The sequence below is a fragment of the Pseudomonas sp. Tof1 genome (assembly GCF_055390395.1).
This window is the reverse complement of record NZ_AP024344.1, coordinates 1371496-1395308: the sequence shown is the minus strand read 5'-3', so window position 1 is coordinate 1395308 and position 23813 is coordinate 1371496. Positions and strand designations below refer to the sequence as shown.

Annotated in this window: 20 protein-coding genes; 8 read left to right on the top strand and 12 right to left on the bottom strand. The window is 63.1% G+C overall.

Features of this window, described 5'->3' with window-relative positions; translation table 11 throughout:
• The first annotated feature begins 24 nt into the window (after nt 1-24).
• The 7 genes from ACZ5KU_RS06305 (at nt 25) to ACZ5KU_RS06275 (ending at nt 11838) form a co-directional block, all read left to right on the top strand.
• On the top strand, nt 25-2079 hold the full coding sequence (locus ACZ5KU_RS06305) for a putative bifunctional diguanylate cyclase/phosphodiesterase (RefSeq protein ID WP_054056379.1): 2055 nt from the start codon (nt 25-27) through the stop codon (nt 2077-2079).
• Between the two features lie 161 nt (nt 2080-2240).
• Nucleotides 2241-3584: an imelysin family protein gene (locus tag ACZ5KU_RS06300; protein WP_054061825.1), complete on the top strand. Its 1344-nt coding sequence runs from the start codon at nt 2241-2243 to the stop codon at nt 3582-3584.
• Between the two features lie 184 nt (nt 3585-3768).
• Nucleotides 3769-5190, top strand: coding sequence for a di-heme oxidoreductase family protein (locus ACZ5KU_RS06295; protein ID WP_464736925.1), 1422 nt, complete (start codon nt 3769-3771; stop codon nt 5188-5190).
• A 26-nt stretch (nt 5191-5216) separates the two neighbouring features.
• Nucleotides 5217-6281, top strand: a complete 1065-nt coding sequence (locus ACZ5KU_RS06290; protein ID WP_054056382.1) for an imelysin family protein — start codon at nt 5217-5219, stop codon at nt 6279-6281.
• 2 nt (nt 6282-6283) lie between these two features.
• Nucleotides 6284-7381 carry a DUF1513 domain-containing protein gene (locus ACZ5KU_RS06285; RefSeq protein WP_464737391.1) on the top strand — a complete coding sequence of 366 codons (1098 nt, stop codon included), beginning with the start codon at nt 6284-6286 and terminating at the stop codon, nt 7379-7381.
• Nucleotides 7382-7642: 261 nt separating this feature from the next.
• Nucleotides 7643-8791: an efflux RND transporter periplasmic adaptor subunit gene (locus tag ACZ5KU_RS06280; protein ID WP_464736924.1), complete on the top strand. Its 1149-nt coding sequence runs from the start codon at nt 7643-7645 to the stop codon at nt 8789-8791.
• Nucleotides 8792-8805: 14 nt separating this feature from the next.
• Complete coding sequence (locus tag ACZ5KU_RS06275; protein ID WP_054056384.1) at nt 8806-11838, top strand: multidrug efflux RND transporter permease subunit; 3033 nt, start codon at nt 8806-8808, stop codon at nt 11836-11838.
• A gap of 148 nt (nt 11839-11986) precedes the next feature.
• Here the strand turns inward: ACZ5KU_RS06275 and rpoS are convergent, their stop codons facing one another.
• The 8 genes from rpoS to ACZ5KU_RS06235 all read right to left on the bottom strand — a co-directional run bounded on the left by rpoS (nt 11987) and on the right by ACZ5KU_RS06235 (nt 19221).
• Nucleotides 11987-12991 carry an RNA polymerase sigma factor RpoS gene (gene rpoS, locus ACZ5KU_RS06270; protein WP_017127149.1) on the bottom strand — a complete coding sequence of 335 codons (1005 nt, stop codon included), beginning with the start codon at nt 12989-12991 and terminating at the stop codon, nt 11987-11989.
• Between the two features lie 107 nt (nt 12992-13098).
• Complete coding sequence (locus tag ACZ5KU_RS06265; RefSeq protein WP_081009782.1) at nt 13099-13977, bottom strand: peptidoglycan DD-metalloendopeptidase family protein; 879 nt, start codon at nt 13975-13977, stop codon at nt 13099-13101.
• 240 nt (nt 13978-14217) lie between these two features.
• Nucleotides 14218-14853 carry a protein-L-isoaspartate(D-aspartate) O-methyltransferase gene (locus ACZ5KU_RS06260; RefSeq protein ID WP_192842707.1) on the bottom strand — a complete coding sequence of 212 codons (636 nt, stop codon included), beginning with the start codon at nt 14851-14853 and terminating at the stop codon, nt 14218-14220.
• Nucleotides 14854-14891: 38 nt separating this feature from the next.
• Complete coding sequence (gene surE / locus ACZ5KU_RS06255; RefSeq protein ID WP_054058423.1) at nt 14892-15641, bottom strand: 5'/3'-nucleotidase SurE; 750 nt, start codon at nt 15639-15641, stop codon at nt 14892-14894.
• Nucleotides 15629-16687, bottom strand: coding sequence for a tRNA pseudouridine(13) synthase TruD (truD, locus tag ACZ5KU_RS06250; protein ID WP_054058424.1), 1059 nt, complete (start codon nt 16685-16687; stop codon nt 15629-15631). The genes surE and truD overlap by 13 nt, the downstream gene beginning before the upstream one ends.
• On the bottom strand, nt 16684-17157 hold the full coding sequence (gene ispF / locus ACZ5KU_RS06245) for a 2-C-methyl-D-erythritol 2,4-cyclodiphosphate synthase (RefSeq protein ID WP_054058425.1): 474 nt from the start codon (nt 17155-17157) through the stop codon (nt 16684-16686). The genes truD and ispF overlap by 4 nt, the downstream gene beginning before the upstream one ends.
• Nucleotides 17158-17209: 52 nt before the next feature.
• Nucleotides 17210-18061, bottom strand: a complete 852-nt coding sequence (fghA, locus tag ACZ5KU_RS06240) for an S-formylglutathione hydrolase (protein WP_192842706.1) — start codon at nt 18059-18061, stop codon at nt 17210-17212.
• 47 nt (nt 18062-18108) lie between these two features.
• Nucleotides 18109-19221, bottom strand: a complete 1113-nt coding sequence (locus tag ACZ5KU_RS06235; RefSeq protein WP_464736923.1) for an S-(hydroxymethyl)glutathione dehydrogenase/class III alcohol dehydrogenase — start codon at nt 19219-19221, stop codon at nt 18109-18111.
• Nucleotides 19222-19328: 107 nt separating this feature from the next.
• Here ACZ5KU_RS06235 and ACZ5KU_RS06230 point away from each other — a divergent pair, with 107 nt between their 5' ends.
• Complete coding sequence (locus tag ACZ5KU_RS06230; RefSeq protein WP_017906253.1) at nt 19329-20225, top strand: LysR substrate-binding domain-containing protein; 897 nt, start codon at nt 19329-19331, stop codon at nt 20223-20225.
• 115 nt (nt 20226-20340) lie between these two features.
• Here ACZ5KU_RS06230 and ispD read toward each other — a convergent pair whose 3' ends face one another.
• The 4 genes from ispD to kdsA form a co-directional block, all read right to left on the bottom strand.
• The gene (gene ispD / locus ACZ5KU_RS06225) at nt 20341-21051 is read right to left on the bottom strand and encodes a 2-C-methyl-D-erythritol 4-phosphate cytidylyltransferase (RefSeq protein ID WP_054058428.1); all 711 of its coding nucleotides are present in this window, start codon (nt 21049-21051) and stop codon (nt 20341-20343) included.
• Nucleotides 21048-21326 carry a cell division protein FtsB gene (ftsB, locus tag ACZ5KU_RS06220; RefSeq protein WP_017906255.1) on the bottom strand — a complete coding sequence of 93 codons (279 nt, stop codon included), beginning with the start codon at nt 21324-21326 and terminating at the stop codon, nt 21048-21050. Before ftsB ends, ispD begins: the two co-directional genes overlap by 4 nt.
• 166 nt (nt 21327-21492) lie before the next feature.
• On the bottom strand, nt 21493-22782 hold the full coding sequence (gene eno, locus ACZ5KU_RS06215; protein ID WP_054058429.1) for a phosphopyruvate hydratase: 1290 nt from the start codon (nt 22780-22782) through the stop codon (nt 21493-21495).
• Between the two features lie 180 nt (nt 22783-22962).
• The gene (kdsA, locus tag ACZ5KU_RS06210) at nt 22963-23808 is read right to left on the bottom strand and encodes a 3-deoxy-8-phosphooctulonate synthase (RefSeq protein ID WP_054058430.1); all 846 of its coding nucleotides are present in this window, start codon (nt 23806-23808) and stop codon (nt 22963-22965) included.
• Nucleotides 23809-23813: the final 5 nt, after the last annotated feature.

Sequence of the window (23813 nt, the reverse complement as noted above, 5' to 3'; positions counted from 1 at the left end):
CCGCACGGAACAAGGAATAGCCCTTTGAAGCTGGAACTCAAGCACAGCTTGTCGGTGAAGTTGCTCCGGGTCGTGCTGTTGTCGGCATTGATTGTCGGCGTGGTACTGAGCTGCGCGCAAATCGTGTTCGACGCCTACAAGACCCGCCAGGCGGTTGCCAGCGACGCCCAGCGGATCCTCGACATGTTTCGCGACCCCTCGACCCAGGCCGTCTACAGCCTCGACCGGGAAATGGGCATGCAGGTAATCGAAGGCCTGTTCCAGGACCAATCCGTGCGCATGGCCTCCATCGGCCACCCCAACGAAACCATGCTCGCGGAGAAATCCCGCGATCTGCAGACCTCCTCCAGCCGCTGGCTCACCGACCTGATCCTCGGCCAGGAACGCACCTTCACCACGCAACTGGTTGGTCGCGGCCCCTACAGCGAGTACTACGGTGACCTGAGCATCACCCTCGACACCGCCACCTATGGCCAGAGCTTCATCGTCAGCTCGGTGATCATCTTCATCTCCGGCGTACTGCGGGCGCTGTTGATGGCCCTGGTGCTGTACCTGGTCTACCACTGGCTATTGACCAAGCCGCTGTCGCGCATCATCGATCACCTGAGCAATATCAACCCGGATCGCCCGGCGGCGAATCAACTGCCGCTGCTCAAGGGTCACGAAACCAACGAGCTGGGGATCTGGATCAATACCGCCAACCAGTTGCTGGCCTCGATCGAACGCAACACCCATCTGCGCCACGAGGCGGAAAACAGCCTGCTGCGCATGTCCCAGTACGATTTCCTCACCGGTCTGCCCAACCGCCTGCAACTGCAACAACAACTGGACAAGATCCTGGTCGACGCCGGACGCCTGCAGCGGCGGGTCGCGGTGCTGGTGGTCGGGCTGGACGACTTCAAGGGCATCAACGAACAGTTCGGCTACCAGACCGGCGACCAGTTGCTGCTCGCCCTGGCTGACCGTCTGCGCGCCCACAGCGGCCGTCTCGGCGCCCTGGCCCGCCTGGGCGGCGACCAGTTCGCCCTGGTCCAGGCCGATATCGAGCAGCCCTACGAGGCCGCCGAGCTGGCGCAGAGCATTCTCGACGACCTGGAAGCGCCCTTCGCCCTCGATCATCAGGAAATCCGCCTGCGCGCGACCATCGGCATCACCCTGTTCCCGGAGGATGGCGACAGCACCGAGAAGCTGCTGCAGAAGGCCGAACAGACCATGACCCTGGCCAAGAGCCGCTCACGCAACCGCTATCAGTTCTATATCGCCAGCGTCGACAGCGAAATGCGCCGCCGCCGCGAGCTGGAAAAGGATCTGCGCGAAGCCCTCAACCGCAATCAGTTCTATCTGGTCTACCAGCCCCAGATCAGCTACCGCGACCACCGGGTGGTCGGCGTCGAAGCGCTGATCCGCTGGCAGCATCCGGAACACGGGCTGGTGCCACCGGACCTGTTCATTCCGCTGGCCGAACAGAACGGCACGATCATCGCCATCGGCGAATGGGTACTGGACCAGGCCTGCCGACAGTTGCGCGAATGGCACGACCTGGGCTTCACCGACCTGCGCATGGCGGTCAACCTGTCCACCGTGCAACTGCACCACGCCGAACTGCCGCGGGTGGTCAACAACCTGCTGCAGATGTACCGCCTGCCACCACGCAGCCTGGAGCTGGAAGTCACCGAAACCGGCCTGATGGAAGACATCAGCACCGCCGCCCAGCACCTGTTGAGCCTGCGCCGCTCCGGTGCATTGATCGCCATCGACGATTTCGGCACCGGCTACTCGTCGCTGAGCTATCTCAAGAGCCTGCCACTGGACAAGATCAAGATCGACAAGAGCTTCGTCCAGGACCTGCTGGAGGACGACGACGACGCGACCATCGTCCGGGCGATCATCCAGCTGGGCAAGAGCCTCGGCATGCAGGTGATCGCCGAAGGCGTGGAAACCGTCGAGCAGGAGGCCTACATCATTTCCGAAGGCTGTCATGAGGGCCAGGGCTATTACTACAGCAAGCCACTGCCGGCCCGCGAACTGGGCGCCTATCTCAAGCAGGCCCAGCGCAGTAACGCGGCAATGCTCCAGTAAGCGGAGCGGTACGCATATACCGATCCGTAATCAAGCAGCAGATTATTAGTAAATATTTCAAAGACTAATCCTTTACACAAAATGCATATCTTTCGCATTATGTGTCGGTTTTGCGCGTCCCCGCGCGCACTCGTCCAACCTCTCGAAGCAGGATACCCGCCATGATTCGCATGCCTCTGGCCACCGCCAGCCTGTTGGCCCTTGCCATCGCCCTCGCCGGCTGTGGCGACAAGGACAAGGAAAAAACCGCAGCCGCCGCGCCGACACCGGCCGCCAGTGCTCCGGCCACACCTGCCAGCGACGCTGCCGGCAAGGTCGACGAGGCTGCCGGCAAGGCGGTGGTCGCGCACTACGCCGACATGGTCTTCGCCGTGTACAGCGATGCCGAATCCACCGCGAAGACGCTGCAGCAGGCCATCGACGCCTTCCTCGCCAAGCCGAACGACGACACCCTCAAGGCCGCCAAGGCCGCCTGGGTAGCCGCACGCGTACCTTACCTGCAGAGCGAAGTGTTCCGCTTCGGCAATACCATCATCGACGACTGGGAAGGCCAGGTGAACGCCTGGCCGCTGGACGAAGGCCTGATCGACTACGTCGACGCCTCCTACGAGCACGCCCTGGGCAACCCGGGCGCCAGCGCCAACATCATCGCCAACAAGCAGATCCAGGTTGGCGAGGACAAGGTCGATGTGACCGAGATCACGCCGGAAAAACTCGCCAGCCTGAACGAGCTGGGCGGCTCCGAGGCCAACGTCGCCACCGGTTACCACGCCATCGAGTTCCTGCTGTGGGGCCAGGACCTCAACGGCACCGGCCCGGGCGCCGGCAACCGTCCGGCCTCGGACTATCTCGAAGGTGCCGGCGCCACCGGTGGCCACAACGATCGGCGGCGTGCCTACCTGAAGGCCGTGACCCAACTGCTGGTCAACGACCTGGAAGAAATGGTCGGCAACTGGAAACCGAACGTGGCCGACAACTATCGCGCCAGCCTGGAAGCCGAGCCGGCCGAAAGCGGCCTGCGCAAGATGCTGTTCGGCATGGGCAGCCTGTCCCTCGGCGAACTGGCAGGCGAGCGGATGAAAGTGTCCCTGGAAGCCAACTCCCCGGAAGACGAACAGGACTGCTTCAGCGACAACACCCACAACTCGCATTTCTACGACGCCAAGGGCATCCGCAACGTCTACCTGGGTGAATATACCCGCGTCGACGGCACCAAACTGACCGGCCCGAGCCTGTCGTCGCTGGTGGCGAAGGCCGATCCGGCCGCCGATACCGCGCTCAAGGGCGACCTGGAAAGCACCGAAGCGAAGATCCAGGTCATGGTTGACCATGCCAACAAGGGTGAGCATTACGACCAGTTGATCGCCGCCGGCAACGACGCCGGCAACAAGATCGTGCGCGACGCCATCGCCGCCCTGGTCAAGCAGACCGGTTCGATCGAACAGGCCGCCGCCAAACTGGGCATCAGCGACCTGAACCCGGACAATGCCGATCACGAGTTCTGATCGGTAGCCTGGCCGCCCCCTCCCACGGAGGGGGTGGTCCTGCGCTGAACGACACCCTTGTGGCGAGTTCGCCCGTCACAGAGAAACGGATAGCTCACCACACGAATGACTGATCTGGGCAAACGCTTGCCCAGTCCCGACCCGATAAGATTCGCGCCCTGTCCCGAACCCTGTGTCCATGCCCATGCCTTCGTTACCTGTTCGCCTGTCGTCGTTGCTGCTGGCCCTGGGCCTGAGTGCCTGCGATGACGCCGCGCGCTTCAACGCGCCCGAGCCCGGCGAGGCACGCGCCGGCGGCGGGACCACCGTGGACAGGAGCGATCGCAACAGTTTTTCCCTGCCGTCGGCCAACCTGTCGCCGGAGCGCCGCCTGGACTTCAGTGTCGGCAACAGTTTCTTTCGCAGCCCCTGGGTGATCGCTCCGTCGACCACCACTGCCCGCGACGGCCTGGGCCCGCTGTTCAACACCAACGCCTGTCAGAACTGCCATATCAGGGACGGTCGCGGCCATCCTCCAGAAGCCGGCTCGGACAACGCCGTCTCGATGCTGGTGCGCCTGTCGATCCCCAATGCGCCAGCCTACGCGAAGCTGATCGAGCAACAGGGCGTGGTGCCCGAGCCGGTCTATGGCGGTCAGTTGCAGGACATGGCCATCCCCGGCGTCATACCGGAAGGCAAGGTACGGGTCGAGTACGACCCGCTGCCGGTGCGCTTCAAGGACGGCACCGAAGTCGAACTGCGCAGGCCACGCCTGCTCATCAGCCAGCTGGGCTACGGCCCGATGCACCCGGACACGCGCTTTTCCGCGCGGGTAGCGCCGCCCATGATCGGCCTGGGCCTGCTGGAGGCGATCCCCGAAGAGGCGATCCTCGCCAACGCGAAAGCGCAGCAGCGCGACGGCATCGCCGGTCGGCCGAACCGGGTCTGGGACGACGCCCAGGGCAAGACCGTGCTGGGGCGCTTCGGCTGGAAAGCCGGGCAGCCCAATCTCAACCAACAAAACGTTCACGCGTTTTCCGGCGACATGGGCCTCACCACGACCCTGCGGCCCTTCGATGATTGCACCGCGACCCAGAGCGCCTGTCGCAATGCCCCCAACGGCAATGGCGCCGACGGCGAACAGGAGGTCAGCGACAACATCCTGCGCCTGGTGCTGTTCTACACCCGCAACCTGGCGGTCCCGGCTCGTCGGGACGTCGGCGCAGAACAGGTACTGGCCGGCAAGCGCCTGTTCCACCAGGCCGGCTGCCAGAACTGCCATACCCCACGATTCACTACTGCGGCCACTGCCGCCGAGCCGGAGCTGGCCGGCCAGGTGATCCGCCCCTACAGTGACCTGTTGCTGCATGACATGGGCCCTGGGCTGGCGGACAACCGCACCGAGTTCCTTGCCAGCGGCAGCGACTGGCGCACGCCCCCCCTGTGGGGTATCGGCCTGACCGGGACGGTCAGCGGCCACACCCGATTCCTGCATGACGGCCGCGCCCGCAGTCTGCTCGAAGCCGTGCTCTGGCATGGCGGCGAAGCCTTGCCGGCACAGCAGCGCGTTCTGTCGTTCAATGCCGAGCAGCGCGCCGCGTTGCTGGCTTTCCTGAATTCGCTATAAGAAATCCTTAATCAGAGGACCTGGACATGTTCCGCCCCAAACTGTTGTTCACCAGCCTCGCCGCACTCGCCATCGGAGCCTGCTCGCCGCAGGATCCACAGGCCCTCACTTCGGCAGCGATCGCCAAGCAGGTGATCCTGCCGACCTACAGCCGCTGGGTCGAGGCCGATCGCCAACTGGCGATCAGCGCCCTGGCCTTCTGCGAAGGCAAGGCCAGCCTGGACACCGCCCGTGCCGACTTCCTCCACGCCCAGAAAGCCTGGGCCGAACTGCAGCCGTTGCTGATCGGGCCACTGGCCGAGGGCAACCGCTCCTGGCAGGTGCAGTTCTGGCCGGACAAGAAGAACCTGGTCGGCCGCCAGGTCGAGCAACTGGTCAGCGCCCAGCCGCAGATCGATGCCGCCACCCTGGCCAAATCCAGTGTGGTCGTCCAGGGCTTGTCGGCCTACGAATACATTCTGTTCGACAGTCGGATCGACATGGCCGACAGTGCGCAGAAAGCCCGCTACTGCCCGCTGCTGACCGCCATCGGCGAACGCCAGAAGACCCTGGCCGAAGAGATCCTGTCGCGCTGGAACAGCAACGACGGCATGCTCGCGCAGATGAGCAAGTTCCCGAACCAGCGCTACGCCGACTCCCACGAGGCCATCGCTGACCTGCTACGGGTCCAGGTCACCGCGCTGGACACCCTGAAGAAGAAACTCGGCACGCCGATGGGCCGTCAGGCCAAGGGTATTGCCCAACCGCTCCAGGCCGATGCCTGGCGCAGCCAGTCTTCGCTGCAGGGCCTGGAAGCCAGCCTGGCGGCGGCCCGCACCGTCTGGGTCGGGGTCGACAACAAGGGCCTGCGCGGCCTGCTGCCGGCCGAGCAGAAGCCGTTGGCCGACAAGATCGATGCCGCCTACGCCGCATCGCTGAAGCTGTTCGCCAGCAACCAGCGCTCGCTGACCGAGATGCTCGGCGACGACGCCGGTCGCCAGCAGCTCAACGACCTCTATGACAGCCTCAACGTCGTCCATCGCCTGCATGAAGGTGAACTGGCCAAGGCGCTGGGTATCCAACTGGGCTTCAATGCCAACGACGGTGACTGATGATGCTGCGACGCCAGGCCCTGACCCTGGGTAGCCTGCTGCTCGGCGCGATCACGCTGGGCGGCTGGACCCTGTTCCGCCAGAAAGGCAAAAGCCCGCTCCTGCTTTCGGCCCGCGACGACGGCGAGGGCGGACACTATGCCGTGGGTTATCGACTGGATGGCCAGCAGGTCTTCGCGACCCGGGTCAGCCAGCGTTGCCACGACATCATCCACCACCCCACGTTGCCCCTGGCGGTGTTCGTCGCCCGCCGCCCCGGCACGCAGAGCTACCTGATCGACCTGCGCGACGGGCGCCTGCTGCAGACCCTGGTCTCGCAGCCGAACCGGCACTTCTACGGCCATGCGGTGATCCACAAGAGTGGCGACTGGCTGTACGCCACCGAAAACGACACCAGCGATCCGGGGCGCGGCCTGCTCGGGGTCTATCGGTTCGAAGGTGAGCGCCTGGTCCATGCCGGCGAGGTCCCCACCCACGGCATCGGCCCGCACCAGGTCTCGTGGATGCCCGATGGCGAAACCCTGATCGTCGCCAACGGCGGTATCCGTACCGAGGCCGAAAGCCGGGTGGACATGAACCTCGATGCGATGGAGCCGAGCCTGGTGCTGATGCAGCGCGACGGCACCCTGCTGAGCAAGGAGGCCCTGGCCCAGCAGATGAACAGTGTTCGCCACCTGGGCGTGGCCGCCGACGGCACCATTGTCGCCGGCCAGCAGTTCATGGGGCCGTCCCACGAGTCGTCCGAGTTGCTGGCGATCAAGCGTCCCGGGCAACCGTTCGTGGCCTTCCCGGTGGCCGAACAGCAGTTGCAGGCAATGGGGCACTACACCGCCAGCGTCGCGGTGCAAAGCGATCTGCGCCTGGTGGCCTTGACCGCGCCACGGGGCAACCGGTTCTTCATCTGGGAGCTGGACAGCGGCCAACTGCGCCTGGATGCCCACCTGCCCGACTGTGCCGGCGTAGGCGCGGTGGCCGACGGCTTCGTGGTCACTTCCGGCCAGGGCCGCTGCCGTTTCTATGATTGCCGCCAGAAGGAGCTGACAGCAAAACCCCTGGATCTGCCTGCGGGACTCTGGGACAACCACCTGCATCTGGTGTAAGACACACGGGCCCTGTTCGCGGGCAAGCCTGGTTCCTACAGGGAGGAAGGATACGATGAGCGTCAGTGTGACCTCGTCGTGCAGGAGCCGGGCTTGCCCGCGAATGCTATCGCGCCAAAGCCCTCGAACGCCCCCTTCTCAAGTCACGCCATTGGCGTAATATCTGCTGACAAGTAGCTTCAAGGCGACGCCTGGGTGCGGGGTTATCGTGCAGGGCGGTTGTTCGACCTTCCGTTAGCCTCGTCTCCAAGGAACTGGAATATGCTGCGTCGCCGCATGCTGATCATGCTGGGTCTCGTCCTTCTCGTCGTGCTGGCGCTCGCCGGCTACAAGGCTTTCTCGATCTACAAACAGATCCAGGTCTACTCCGCTCCCAAGCCGGCCATTCATGTCGCGGCGGTGACCGCCAATGCCCGCCCCTGGCAGGAGCGTCTGCCCACCGTGGGCACGCTCAAGGCCCTGCAGGGCGTCAACCTGAGCCTGGAAATCGCCGGCACGGTCAAGGCCGTGCAATTCGAGTCCGGGCAGAAGGTCAAGGCCGGACAGCCGCTGCTGCAACTCGACAGCGATGTCGAAAGCGCCCTGCTGGAAACCGCCCAGGCCGACCTGGGCCTCGCCGAGCTGGACTACGGCCGGGGCGCCAAGCTGGTCGGTAGCCAGGCGATCTCCCGCGGTGAATTCGACCGGCTCTCGGCGGTGCGGCAAAAGAACCGGGCCACGGTCAACCAGCTCAAGGCCGCCCTGGCCAAGAAGAAGATCCTTGCGCCATTCAGCGGCACCATCGGTATCCGCCAGGTGGATGTCGGCGACTATCTCGCCAGCGGTACGGTGATCGCCACCCTGCAGGACCTGAGCAGCCTCTATGTGGATTTCTACCTGCCCGAGCAGTTCATCCCCAAGCTGGCGGTCGGGCAACCGGTGCAACTGAGCGTCGCCGCCTATGGGCAGGAAGTCTTCCCGGGCCTGCTCAGCGCCATCAACCCCAAGGTCGATGAAACCACCCGCAACGTGCTGGTGCGTGCCACCCTGGCCAATCCCGCTGGCAAGCTGCTGCCGGGCATGTTCGCCAACCTCCAGGTGCTGCTGCCGGACCCGCAGCCCTATGTGGTGATACCGGAAAGCGCCGTCACCTACACCCTCTATGGCAACTCGGTGTATGTCGTGATCCAGAAAAAGGCCGAGGACGGCAGCGTGCTGAAGGAAACCGACGGCCAGCCGCAACTGATGGCGCAGCGGCGCTTCATCAAGACCGCCGAACGGCGTGACGGGCTGGTCAAGGTCATCGAGGGCCTCAAGGACGGTGAGCAGGTGGTCAGCGGCGGGCAGTTGAAGCTGGACAATGGCGCGCACATCGCCATCAGCCCGGACAAGATGGCGCCCGCCACGACCACCGCCCCTCAGGCGAACTGATCAGGGAGTCGATCATGGCCTTTACCGATCCGTTCATCCGCCGTCCGGTGCTTGCCTGCGTGGTCAGCCTGCTGATCGTCCTGCTGGGTTTCCAGGCCTATAGCAAGCTGCCGTTGCGCCAGTACCCACAAATGGAGAACGCCCTGATCACGGTGACCACCGCCTACCCCGGGGCCAACGCCGAAACCATCCAGGGCTACATCACCCAGCCGCTGCAACAGAGCCTGGCGAGTGCCGAGGGCATCGACTACATGACCTCGGTCAGCCGACAGAACTTCTCGGTGATCTCGATCTATGCCCGGATCGGCGCCAACAGCGACCGGCTGTTCACCGAGTTGCTGGCCAAGGCCAACGAGGTGAAGAACAAGCTGCCGCAGGACGCCGAGGACCCGGTGTTGAGCAAGGAGGCCGCGGATGCCTCGGCGCTCATGTACATCAGCTTTTTCAGCGACCAGTTGAGCAACCCGCAGATCACCGACTACCTGTCGCGGGTGATCCAGCCCAAGCTGGCGACCCTGCCGGGCATGGCCGAGGCGGAGATTCTCGGCAACCAGGTGTTTGCCATGCGCCTGTGGCTGGACCCGGTGAAGCTGGCCGGCTTCGGCCTCAGCGCAGCCGACGTGACCAATGCGGTACGCCACTACAACTTCCTGTCCGCCGCCGGCGAGGTCAAGGGCGAGTACGTGGTCACCAGCATCAACGCCAGCACCGAGCTGAAGTCCGCCGAGGCCTTCGCGGCGATCCCGCTCAAGACCGCCGGCGACAGCCGCGTGCTGCTCGGTGACGTGGCACGGGTCGAGATGGGCGCGGAGAACTACGACACCATCAGTTCCTTCGGTGGTACGCCCTCGGTCTACATCGGCATCAAGGCCACGCCGGGCGCCAACCCACTGGATGTGATCAAGGAAGTGCGCAAGATCATGCCGGAACTGGAAGCCCAGTTGCCGACCAATCTCAAGGCGGAAATCGCCTACGACGCGACCCTGTTCATCCAGGCCTCGATCAACGAGGTGGTCAAGACCCTCTTCGAGGCGGTGCTGATCGTCATCGTGGTGGTGTTCCTGTTCCTCGGCGCCCTGCGCTCGGTGGTGATTCCGGTGATCACCATTCCGCTGTCGATGGTCGGCGTGCTGTTCTTCATGCAGTTGATGGGCTACTCGATCAATCTCCTCACCCTGCTGGCGATGGTGCTGGCGATCGGGCTGGTGGTGGACGATGCGATCGTCGTGGTGGAAAACATCCACCGGCATATCGAGGAAGGCAAGACCCCGCTGGAGGCCGCCCTCGAAGGCGCACGGGAAATCGCCCTGCCGGTGGTGTCGATGACCATCACCCTGGCCGCGGTATACGCCCCCATCGGCTTCCTGCAGGGCCTGACCGGCGCACTGTTCAAGGAGTTCGCCCTGACCCTGGCCGGTGCGGTGGTGATCTCCGGCGTGGTCGCCCTGACCCTGTCTCCGATGATGTGCGCCCTGCTGTTGCGCCACGACGGCAACACCACGGGGCTGGCGCACCGCCTCGACCAGATGTTCGAAAGCCTCAAGCAGCGCTACCGCAAACTGTTGCACACCACCCTCGATACGCGCCCGGTGGTGGTGGTGTTCGCGGTGATCATCCTCGGGTTGATTCCGGTACTGCTGAAATTCACTCATTCGGAGCTGGCGCCCGACGAGGACCAGGGCATCATCTTCATGATGGCGACCGCACCGCAGCCGACCAACCTGAACTACCTGAACCAATACACCGACGAATTCATCACTATCTTCAAGGAATTCCCGGAATACTACTCATCGTTCCAGATCAATGGCTTCAATGGCGTGCAGTCGGGGATCGGCGGCTTCCTGCTCAAGCCCTGGAACGAACGCCGGCGCACGCAGATGCAGATCCTGCCCGAAGTCCAGGGCAAGCTGGCGAGCATTGGCGGGCTGCAGGTCTTCGGTTTCAACCTGCCGTCACTGCCGGGTACTGGCGAGGGGTTGCCGTTCCAGTACGTGCTCAACACCCCGAACGACTACAGCGCGCTGCTGGACGTCGCCGACCGGATCAAGAAACGCGCACTGGAGTCCGGCAAGTTCGCCTTCCTCGATATCGACCTGGCCTTCGACAAGCCCGAGGTGGTGGTGGATATCGACCGCGCCAAGGCCGCGCAGATGGGGGTGTCGATGCAGGACCTGGGCGCGACCCTGGCGACCCTGCTCGGTGAGGCGGAAATCAACCGGTTTACCCTCGAGGGTCGCAGCTACAAGGTAATCGCCCAGGTGGAGCGCGCCTACCGGGACAATCCCGACTGGCTCAACAACTACTACGTGAAGAACAGCGAGGGCAGGCTGCTGCCCCTGTCGACGCTGATCAAGGTTTCCGACCGTGCCCGTCCCCGGCAGTTGAACCAGTTCCAGCAGTTGAACTCGGCAATCATTTCCGGAGTACCGCTTGTCAGCATGGGAGAAGCCATCGAGACCATTCGCCAGATCTCCGCCGAGGAAGCGCCGACAGGATTTGCCAGCGACTATGCCGGCGCCTCGCGACAGTACGTCCAGGAGGGTAATGCGCTGTGGGTGACCTTCGGCCTGGCCCTGGCGATCATCTTCCTGGTGCTGGCGGCGCAGTTCGAGAGTTTCCGCGATCCGCTGGTGATCCTGGTGACGGTGCCACTGTCGATCTGCGGGGCGCTGGTTCCGCTGTTCCTCGGCTGGTCGAGCATGAACATCTATACCCAGGTGGGCCTGGTGACGCTGATCGGGCTGATCAGCAAGCACGGGATCCTGATCGTCGAATTCGCCAACCAGTTGCGTCAGGACAAGGGACTGTCGGCGCGGGAAGCCGTGGAGGAGGCAGCGGCGATTCGCCTGCGGCCGGTGCTGATGACCACGGCGGCGATGGTATTCGGCATGGTGCCATTGATTCTCGCCAGCGGCGCGGGGGCGGTGAGTCGCTTCGATATCGGCACGGTGATCGCCACCGGGATGTCGGTGGGGACGCTGTTTACGCTGTTCGTGCTGCCGTGCATCTACAGCCTGCTGGCGCGGAAGGACAAACCCGTGGCTTGAATCCTTGTGGGAGCGGGCCTGCCCGCGAAGAGGGCCTTGGGGGCACCGCAAAAGGCTTCGCGGGCAAGCCCGCTCCCACAGCAAGCCTGCTTCCACCGGCATGCACAAAAAGCCGCTTCCAAAGCGGCTGGCTATGACCCACCTGTCGTCACTGGAACAGCGATTCGCTCGACAGGCCGTTCTTCTCCAGGATCTCGCGCAAGCGTTTGAGGCCCTCGACCTGAATCTGCCGTACCCGTTCACGGGTCAGGCCGATTTCCAGGCCAACGTCCTCCAACGTGCTGCTCTCATGACCACGCAGGCCGAAACGCCGCACCACCACCTCACGTTGCTTGTCGGTCAACTCCGATAGCCACTGGTCGATGCTCTGGGAGAGGTCGTCGTCCTGCAGCAACTCGCAGGGATCGGTCGGCCGATCATCCGTCAGCGTGTCGAGCAGGGTCTTGTCCGAGTCCGGGCCGAGGGAAACGTCCACCGAAGACACCCGCTCGTTCAGGCCGAGCATGCGCTTGACCTCCCCGACCGGCTTTTCCAGCAGGTTGGCGATTTCCTCGGGAGAAGGCTCGTGGTCGAGCTTCTGCGTCAACTCGCGGGCTGCCCGCAGGTAGACGTTGAGTTCCTTGACCACATGGATCGGCAGACGGATGGTACGGGTCTGATTCATGATCGCCCGTTCGATCGTCTGGCGAATCCACCAGGTGGCATAGGTCGAAAAGCGGAAACCGCGCTCCGGGTCGAATTTCTCGACCGCCCTGATCAACCCGAGATTGCCCTCCTCGATCAGGTCCAGCAGCGAAAGCCCACGGTTGACGTAACGTCGGGCAATTTTCACCACCAGGCGCAAGTTGCTTTCAATCATGCGTTTGCGGCCCGCCGGATCGCCGCTTTGCGACAGCCGCGCAAAATGGACTTCTTCTTCCGGGGACAACAAGGGGGAAAAACCGATTTCATTGAGATACAACTGGGTCGCATCCAGGGCCCGGGTGTAGTCAATGTATTTGTGCTGCTTGAGTGCAGCAGCATTTTTGGTCTTGGCACGAACTGGGGGTGGAGAACTATCGTCCTCCGGCATCATATCCATGACAATGTCGGAGTCCATAAGGAGCACCTCATCGTCGATGTCAAACCCCGGCGCTTCTTTACTGAGAGCCATTGTTATAGTCCTTTGGTGAGTTCGACCTCAGGCTCAAGCGGCGCCTTTATCCCTGGCAACGCTGGAACCTGTTCCCACTACGTCATGAGAACAGGCTGGAAAACGGATCAACGACGCGGCAGGAATTGCAATGGGTCTACGGGTTTGCCCTGGCGGCGAATCTCAAAGTGCAGTTTCACCCGGTCTGTACCAGTTGATCCCATCTCGGCAATTGTCTGTCCGACTTTGACCTGCTGCCCCTCCCGAACCAACAGCCTGCGGTTGTGACCGTAGGCACTGACGTAGGTATCGCTGTGTTTGATGATGACAAGTTCGCCGTAGCCCCGTAACCCACTTCCGGCGTATACAACCGAACCATCAGACGCAGCTAAAACAGGCTGTCCCAAATCTCCGGCGATATCAATACCTTTATTCAAACTACCGTTTGAAGCAAATTTTCCAATTAAAATACCGTTTGCCGGCCACGCCCAGCCCTTCGGCGCGGGCCCCGCAGGCGGGGTCGCAGTCGCCGCACCGGTCGGGGCCGGTGTCGCTGCCGCAGTCGTGGCAGGCGCTCCGGCGGCAGTCGCCGGACGCCTCGTGACGGTGATCTTGCTCGACGACGAGGATGACGAACTGGTGGTCGAAGTCGCTACGGCCGGCGTTGAATTTGAACGGCTGTCGAAGCGAATCGCCTGACCGACATGGATGGTATACGGCTCCTGGATATTGTTGCGCGCGGCCAGGGCTTTCCAGTCCCAGCCGTAGCGAAAGGCAATCGAGAACAATGTATCGCCGCGGACAACAACATGTTGACCAGTGGTGGTCATCGGTCGTTGCGGGGCGGAGCTGACGGAATTAGTTACATTGCCATTGCGATCGACGACGCGCACGCCGTTCTTGGGAGCACTGGAGCAACCAGCCAGTAAAGCACTGAGGGCAAGACCGATCATCAGGCGCTGAACGCTTGTTTTACCCATACGCTGCCGAATGACTGTGAGATGCACCCGCCGCTCCCTTTGTGTTGTCTGAAATGAATATGGAGTGCCCATACAGGCGCCAGTGTGACGCAAGTATAACTGGCCGTTGGAGTTTTACGGACAGCAAAGCTGTCATGGGCGAGCAGCTTGTACAGTTCGACAGCGAAAGTCGACACACTTTAAACAGGCGCTGCTCGCAAGTTCCGACACTAGGACCGATAACACTCAACAGAATTCAGCGCACTTGTTGAACAAATAAAGCCGGGTTCAGGCCAGAGGCCCGTTGAGCAATGGAACAAAACGGACTGCACCGAGCACATGCCGGGAAAATCCATGTTCCTCACGCACGATCAGCATCAGTTGCTGGACCTCACCCGCCCCTACCGGAATCACCAGGCGCCCGCCAGGAGCCAGTTGGTCGAGTAACGCCTGGGGTACATCGGTGGCAACCGCGGTGACGATAATGCCGTTATAGGGTGCCAGGGCCGGCCAGCCTTCCCAGCCATCACCCCAACGGAACACCACGTTGCGCAAGTTGAGCTCGACCAGACGCTCCTTGGCACGGTCCTGCAGGACCTTGATCCGTTCGACCGAAAACACCCGTTCGACCAGTTGCGACAGCACCGCGGTCTGGTAGCCGGAACCGGTGCCGATCTCCAGCACCTTGTCCAGCGGCCCGGCCTCCAGCAGCAGCTCGCTCATGCGCGCCACCATGTAGGGTTGGGAAATGGTCTGGTTGTGGCCGATCGGTAGCGCGGTGTCTTCATAGGCCCGGTGGGCCAGGGCTTCATCGACGAACAGATGACGCGGAGTGCGACGGATCACCTCCAGCACCTGGGGGTTGGACAGCCCTTCCTCGTAAAGCCGCTGAATCAGGCGTTCGCGGGTTCTCTGCGAGGTCATGCCGATCCCGCCCCGCAACAAATCGTTCTCACGCGCCATCAGGCAAGCCCCTCCAGCCAACCACCCAGGCTGGCAAAGGCATCGTTGAAGGTACGATCCAGTTGCAGCGGAGTAACCGAAACGAAACCCTGCATCAACGCATGGAAGTCCGTACCCGGGCCGCCATCCTCGACATCCCCGGCCGCGGCGATCCAGTACCCGGCCTTGCCCCGCGGATTGACTTCGCGGATCGGCGCCGCCGCCCGCGCCCGATGCCCCAGGCGGGTCAGGCGGATGCCGCGGATATGCTCCAGCGGCAGGTTCGGCACGTTGACGTTGAGTACTGTGCGCGGCGGCAACTCGAGACCTTCATGGGCCTGCACCAGCAAACGGGCGAAATGCGCCGCAGTGGCCAGGTTGTCGACCTGATGGGAAGCGAGCGAAAAGGCGAAGGAGGTCCGGCCCAGGAAACGGCCTTCCAGCGCAGCGCCGACCGTGCCGGAATACAGCACGTCGTCGCCGAGGTTGGCGCCCAGGTTGATGCCCGAGACCACCATGTCCGGTTCGTGGCCCAACAGGCCATTGACGCCCAGGTGCACGCAGTCGGTCGGCGTGCCGTTCAGGCTGATGAAGCCGTTGGGCTGGGTGTGCGGATGCAGCGGACGGTCGAGGGTCAGCGCACTGCTGGTGCCGCTCCTGTCCTGGTCCGGGGCAATCACCCGGCACTCGGCATAGTCCGCCAGCGCAGCATGAAGCGCGGCGAGACCGGGGGCGAAAACCCCGTCGTCGTTGGAAATCAGAATACGCATGAGCTGTCCGTCTGTCCCACCGGCACCAGATCAACGAGCTCGCGCACCAGAACAGTGGCGAAGCATCCGGCCGGCAGGACGAATTCCAGTTGCAGAATGTCCAGCGATGGATAATGCCACGTCAGCCCGCCAATGGGCAGCCGCAGGATGCGACGTTCGTGCTCCATTCCCGCCTTGGCCAGCCATTGGCACAATTGCGGCTCACCCGCGGCAACGGCCTGCTCCAGTTCGAAGGTCGCGGCGGCCGCCGGGGAAGGCCCCTGCCCCCACTGCGGGCCGGTCGGATGCAGGTCGAGAATCGCCAGGCGCGGGTCATGGCATTCGGCTTCGTTGGCCGGGAAAAAACTGCGGCTGTCGGTAAAGGCCAGCAGGTCGCCCACCTGGGCGCGGTTCCAGCTGCCATCGGCGACCCGCGCCGCCAGCACCTGGTTGAACAGATAGCTGCGGGCGCTGGAAAGCAGCCGCGAACGCACATTGCGCTGCTCCGGCAGGGCCTGGCGCGCCGCATAGTCACGGGCCTCGCCGAGATTGCCGCCCTGGTGGCCGAAGCGCTGGGTACCAAAGTAATTCGGAATGCCCAGCCGGCTGATCTGTTCCAGGCGTTGCTCCAGCCCCTGCCGGTCCGCCGCCAGTTGGCTCAGGCGCAGGGTGAAACCGTTGGCCGAGTGGGCGCCGCGCTGCAGCTTGCGCTTGTGCCGGACACTCTTGAGGATTCGCAGCGTGTCGTTCTGCGCGGCGGTCATGTCCGGATCGGCCTTGCCCGGCAACTGGATGCTGAACCATTGCCGGGTCAGCGCCTGGCGGTCCTTCAGCCCGGCGTAGCTGACGGTGCGCAAGGGCACGCCGGCGGCCCGGGCAAGACGGCGGGCCGCTTCCTCGGTGTTCAGGCCGCGTTTCTCCACCCACAGCCACAGGTGTTCGCCATCGCCGGACAGGGGGATGTCGAGCACTTCATCGACCTGGAAATCTTCCGCGGTGGCCTTGAGCACCGCGCTGCCCAGCGCCTCGCCATGGGCGCGGGGGCCCAGCAGTTCCAGTTCCGTCATGCGCGCAGCAACAAGGCGACGGAATGCACCGCGATGCCTTCCTCACGCCCGGTAAAGCCGAGCTTTTCGGTGGTGGTGGCTTTTACGTTCACTTGGTCCAGCTCAACTTCAAGGTCCTCGGCGATCAACGCGCGCATCGACTCGATATACGGTGCCATTTTCGGTGCCTGGGCAACGATGGTGTTGTCGACGTTGCCGACCCGCCAGCCGCGCTCCTTGAGCAACGACATCACGTGACGCAACAGCACGCGGCTGTCGGCGCCCTTGTAGGTCGGGTCGGTGTCGGGAAAATGCTTGCCGATGTCGCCCAATGCCGCCGCACCCAGCAATGCGTCACTCAGGGCATGCAGCAGTACGTCGCCGTCGGAATGAGCCAGCAGCCCACGGTGGTGCGCGATCCGCACGCCACCCAGAGTGATGAATTCGCCTTCGGCGAAACGGTGAACATCATAGCCGTGGCCAATACGCATAAAAAAACGCCCCGATTTAGTCAGGGCGTGATTCTACCTGCTTTGTCCGACATTAGCCGCTAAGAGCTTCGCTGTGATGCTTCAAATGATCATCGATGAAGCTGGCGATGAAAAAGTAGCTGTGGTCGTAGCCCGGCTGCAGGCGCAGGGTCAGCGGATGCCCGGCCTGCCTGGCCGCCTGCTGCAAGGCCTCGGGCTTGAGCTGATTGGCCAGGAAGTCGTCGCGGTCGCCCTGATCCACCAGGATCGGCAGCTTCTCGCTCGCCTCGCTGATCAGCGCGCAGGCATCCCATTCGCGCCAGCGTGCACGCTCCTCGCCCAGGTAACGCGAGAACGCCTTCTGCCCCCACGGGCAATCCATCGGGTTGCTGATCGGCGCGAAGGCCGACAGCGACTGGTAACGCCCCGGATTGCGCAAGGCGCACACCAGCGCGCCATGGCCGCCCATGGAGTGGCCACTGATTCCGCGCTTGTCGGAGGCCGGGAAATGCGCCTCGATCAGGGCCGGCAGCTCGTGCACCACATAGTCGTGCATCCGGTAGTGGCGGGCCCAGGGCTGTTGCGTCGCATTCAGGTAGAAACCGGCGCCGAGGCCAAAATCCCAGGCATTCTCGGGATCGCCGGGCACTTCCGGACCACGCGGGCTGGTATCCGGGGCAACGATGATCAACCCCAGTTGCGCGGCCATGCGCTGGGCGCCGGCCTTTTGCATGAAGTTTTCATCGGTACAGGTCAGCCCGGACAGCCAGTACAGCACCGGCAGCTTGACACCCTGCTCGGCCTGCGGCGGCAGGTAGACGGCAAACACCATGTCGCAACCGAGCACATCGGAATGATGTTTATAGCGTTTATGCCAGCCGCCGAAGCTCTTCTGGCAAGAGAGGTTTTCCAGGGACATAAGCACAACTCCACACTGCAGGGGCCGGCTGACGGCTGGCCCCTGCAAGGTAATCAGAAGTGGATGACGGTACGGATGCTCTTGCCTTCATGCATCAGGTCGAACGCCTTGTTGATGTCTTCCAGGCCCATGGTGTGGGTGATGAAGGTATCCAGCGGGATCTCGCCCTTCTGCGCCATGTCGACATAGCTCGGCAGCTCGCTGCGGCCACGCACGCCACCGAACGCCGAACCGCGCCAGACGCGACCGGTCACCAGTTGGAACGGACGGGTGGCGATTTCCTGGCCGGCACCGGCCACGCCGATGATCACCGACTCGCCCCATCCCTTGTGGCAGCACTCCAGCGCCGCACGCATCAATTGCACATTGCCGATGCACTCGAAGGAGAAATCCACACCGCCATCGGTCATGTCGACGATGACTTCCTGGATCGGACGGTCGAAATCCTTCGGGTTGACGCAATCGGTGGCGCCCAGTTGCCGGGCGGTCTCGAACTTGGCCGGGTTGATGTCGATGGCGATGATACGGCCGGCCTTGGCTTTCACCGCGCCGATCACCGCCGACAGGCCGATGCCGCCCAGGCCGAAGATCGCCACGGTATCGCCAGCCTTGACCTTGGCGGTATTGATCACCGCACCGATCCCGGTGGTGACGCCACAGCCGAGCAGGCAGACCTTCTCCAGCGGCGCATCCTTGGCGATCTTGGCCACGGAGATTTCCGGCAGCACGGTGTACTCGGAGAAGGTCGAGGTGCCCATGTAGTGGAAAATCGTCTCGCCCTTGTAGGAGAAACGCGAAGTACCGTCCGGCATCAGGCCCTTGCCCTGGGTGGCGCGGATGGCCTGGCAGAGGTTGGTCTTGCCCGACAGACAGAATTTGCACTTGCCGCATTCCGGGGTGTACAGCGGGATGACGTGGTCGCCGACGGCCACCGAGGTCACACCCTCGCCGATCGCCTCGACGATCGCACCGCCCTCGTGGCCGAGGATGGACGGGAAGATACCTTCCGGGTCCGCACCGGACAGAGTGTAGGCATCGGTGTGGCAGACGCCGGTGGCCACGACACGCAGCAGCACTTCACCGGCCTTGGGCATGGCGACATCGACTTCGACGATTTCCAGCGGCTTCTTCGCCTCGAAGGCAACGGCAGCACGTGACTTGATCATCCAGCAACTCCTGAAAAGTGAATGGCAAAGACCAGAGTGTAAATCATCGACTATTGGTGAATAATCAGGCCGAAAGCAAAACATTATTGCCATACAGGGATAATTGGATGAGCGAGAACGGCTGGGAAGGGATCGACGAGTTCGTCGCCGTAGCCGAGTGCAGCCAGTTCACCGCGGCGGCGGAGCGCCTGGGAGTGTCCTCTTCGCACATCAGCCGGCAGATCGCCCGGCTGGAGGAACGCCTGCAGACCCGCCTGCTCTATCGCAGCACCCGGCGCGTGACGCTGACCGAGGCCGGGCAGACTTTCCTGCAACACTGCCAGCGCCTGCAGGACGGACGCGAGGAAGCACTGCGGGCGGTGGGTGACCTGACCAGCGAACCCAAGGGCATGCTGCGCATGACCTGCGCGGTGGCCTATGGCGAGCGCTTCATCGTGCCGCTGGTCACCGCGTTCATGGGGCTGTATCCACAGTTGCGGGTGGATATCGAGTTGAGCAACCGCACCCTGGACCTGGTGCATGAAGGCCTCGACCTGGCCATTCGGCTGGGCCGCCTCCAGGATTCCCGGTTGGTGGCAACACGGCTGGCGCCCAGGCGGATGTACCTGTGCGCCTCCCCTTCCTACCTGGAGCGGTATGGCCGGCCCCACAGCCTGTCGGAACTGAGCCGGCACAATTGCCTGATCGGCAGTTCGGATATCTGGCAACTGGAGCAGGATGGCCGCGAGTTTTCCCAACGGGTCCAGGGCAACTGGCGCTGCAACAGTGGCCAGGCAGTACTCGATGCGGCGTTGCAGGGGGTGGGGTTGTGCCAGTTACCGGACTATTACGTGCTGGAACATTTGCACAACGGCACGCTGATATCCCTGCTCGAAGCGCACCAGCCGCCGAATACCGCGGTGTGGGCGCTGTACCCGCAACAGCGGCACCTGTCGCCGAAAGTACGCAAGCTGGTGGATTATCTCCGGGAGGGGTTGGCGAAGCGGCCGGAGTACCAGGCCTGAAGATCGGCGGCGCCGGGCCTGGTGCTTTCGCGGGCAAGCCCGGCTCCTACAGATCCGCGTCGTATAAAAGAGGATGAGCTGTAGGAGCGGGGCTTGCCCGCGAACAGCAACCGCCTCAGCGGCGATTGGCCCAGCGCAGGCGCAGCCACTCCAGGTCCTCGGGACGGGTGACCTTGATGTTGTCCGAACGTCCCTCGATCAGGCGCGGCGCCTGGCCGGCCCACTCCATCGCCGAAGCTTCGTCGGTGATGGTCGCGTCAGCCACCAGGCTGTCGGCCAATGCCCGGTGCAAGGCACCCAGGCGGAACATCTGTGGCGTATAGGCCTGCCAGATCAGCGCCCGATCGACGGTTTCCAGCACCCGCCCCTGTTTGTCCACCCGCTTGAGCGTATCCCGCGCCGGTACGGCCAGCAGGCCACCCACCGGGTCGTCCGCCAGTTCGGCGAGCAAGGTATCGAGGTCGTCGCGGGACAGATTCGGCCGGGCCGCATCGTGAACCAGCACCCAGTCGTCATCCGCCGCCCCCAGGGCATGCAGATGCAACAAGGCATTGAGTACCGAGTCGGCACGCTCGGCGCCACCGTCGACACGCCGGATACGCGAATCGCCTGCACAGGCCAGGGTCGGCCAGTAGGGATCATCGGGCGCCAGGCTCAGCACCAGCCCCTTGAGGCCCGGATGATCGAGAAAACAGCCGAGGCTGTGTTCGAGAATGGTTCGTCCGCCCAGTTGCAGGTACTGCTTGGGACGGTCGGCCGCCATACGGGCACCCACACCCGCGGCAGGAATCACGGCCCAGAAGGCCGGTAGCGATGAGTCAGTCATTGTGCCAGCTGATAAAGGGTTTCGCCGTCCTTGACCATGCCCAGCTCATGGCGAGCACGCTCTTCAACGGTCTCCATGCCTTTCTTCAGTTCAAGGACTTCCGCATCGAGGACACGGTTGCGCTCCAGCAGGCGCTCGTTCTCGGCATGCTGTTCGGCAATCTGTTGGGTCAGGTCGGCTACCTGTGCCAGGCTCCCGTTACCCACCCAAAGGCGGTACTGCAGGCCAGCCAGCAGCAAGAGCAGGACAAGGAACAACCAGTTGGGACTGCGCATCGAATTTCGTTTACCCAGTGAAAAGACAGCCAAGCCGACGTCCATATACCAACAGCAAGAGCCTGGATATACCCAGGCCCGTGCTTGTCAGCCATCAGATTAGTTGCGAAAAAACCGCTATAGCGACTTTTCCGACACAATCCGGTGCCTTTTTACCATCTACGGCTTAACCGCGAAACTCGGAACGACCGTTGTACTTCGCCTTGGCGCCCAATTGCTCTTCGATACGCAGCAGTTGGTTGTACTTGGAAACGCGGTCGGAGCGGCACAGCGAACCGGTCTTGATCTGGCCGGCAGCGGTACCCACGGCCAGGTCGGCAATGGTCGAGTCTTCGGTTTCACCGGAACGGTGCGAGATCACCGCGGTGTAGCCGGCAGCCTTGGCCATCTGGATGGCTTCCAGGGTTTCGGTCAGGGAGCCGATCTGGTTGAACTTGATCAGGATGGAGTTGGCGATCTTCTTGTCGATGCCTTCCTTCAGGATCTTGGTGTTGGTCACGAACAGGTCGTCACCCACCAGTTGGGTTTTCTCGCCGATCTTGTCGGTAAGGATCTTCCAGCCGGCCCAGTCGGACTCGTCCAGGCCGTCTTCGATCGAGATGATCGGGTAGCGCTGGGTCAGGCCCTTCAGGTATTCGGCGAAACCTTCGGCGGTGAACACCTGGCCTTCGCCGGACAGGTTGTACTTGCCGTCTTCGAAGAACTCGCTGGCCGCGCAGTCCAGAGCCAGGGTCACGTCGGTGCCCAGGGTGTAACCGGCGTTGGCAACGGCTTCGGAGATGACTTTCAGGGCATCTTCGTTGGATGCCAGGTTCGGTGCGAAACCACCTTCGTCACCTACCGCGGTGCTCAGGCCACGGGCTTTGAGCACGGCTTTGAGGTGATGGAAAATCTCGGTGCCCATGCGCAGGCCTTCGGAGAAGGACTTGGCGCCAACCGGCTGAACCATGAATTCCTGGATATCGACGTTGTTGTCGGCATGTTCGCCACCGTTGATGATGTTCATCATCGGAACCGGCATCGAGTAGACACCTGGAGTACCGTTCAGGTTGGCAATGTGTGCGTACAGCGGCAGGTCCTGGTCCTGGGCTGCAGCCTTGGCCGCGGCCAGGGACACCGCGAGGATGGCGTTGGCCCCCAGGTTCGCCTTGTTCTCGGTACCGTCGAGGGCGATCATCGCATGGTCCAGAGCCTTCTGGTCCGCTGGGTCCTTGCCCAGCAGCAGGTCACGGATCGGGCCGTTGATGTTGGCGACGGCCTTCAGTACACCCTTGCCCAGGTAACGGCTCTTGTCGCCATCACGCAGCTCCAGCGCTTCACGCGAGCCGGTGGAAGCACCGGACGGAGCGCAGGCGCTGCCGATGATGCCGTTGTCCAGAAGCACGTCCGCTTCCACAGTGGGGTTGCCACGGGAGTCGAGAACTTCACGACCTTTGATGTCGACGATTTTTGCCATTGTTGTAAACACTCCACAGTTGACGAAACCATGCAGGCACCGGCTTGCCGGCGATCAGCTGTCCGCGGGGTCGATAGCCGACCGCCGGGTCTGATCGCCGGCAAGCCGGCGACTGCAAAAGCAATGCGGCCGGCAGGCCAGAGCGAAAAATTGTGTGGCAGTTTACCGGAGAAATGAGGATCAGGCCGTTTCTACGGTCGGAAAACTCTTAATCAGTTCATCCAGAGCCTTGAGCTGGCTGAGGAACTGCTCCAGTTTGTTCAGACGCAGGGCACAAGGGCCATCGCACTTGGCATGGTCCGGATCCGGGTGTGCCTCGAGGAACAACCCCGCCAGGCCCTGGCTGATGCCGGCCTTGGCCAGGTCGGTAACCTGGGCGCGGCGACCACCGGCCGAATCCGCACGGCCGCCCGGCATCTGCAGGGCGTGGGTGACGTCGAAGAACACCGGGTACTCGAACTGCTTCATGATGCCGAAGCCGAGCATGTCGACCACCAGGTTGTTGTAGCCGAAGCTCGAACCACGCTCGCAGAGGATCAACTGGTCGTTGCCGGCTTCCACGCACTTGTTCAGGATGTGCTTCATTTCCTGGGGGGCGAGGAACTGGGCTTTCTTGATGTTGATCACCGCACCGGTCTTGGCCATGGCGACCACCAGGTCGGTCTGGCGCGACAGGAAGGCCGGCAACTGGATGATGTCGCAGACCTCGGCGGCCACGGCGGCCTGGGCAGGCTCGTGGACGTCGGTGATGATCGGCACGCCGAAGGCCTGCTTGATGTCCTGGAAGATCCGCATGCCCTCTTCCAGGCCGGGGCCACGGAAGGAGGTCACGGAGGAACGGTTGGCCTTGTCGAAGCTGGCCTTGAACACGTAGGGGATACCGAGTTTCTCGGTGACCCGCACGTACTCTTCGCAGACCTGCATCGCCATGTCACGGCTTTCCAGCACGTTCATGCCACCGAACAGCACCATCGGCTTGTCGTTGGCGATCTCGATGTCGCCGACGCGAATGATCTTCTGGGCCATCAGTC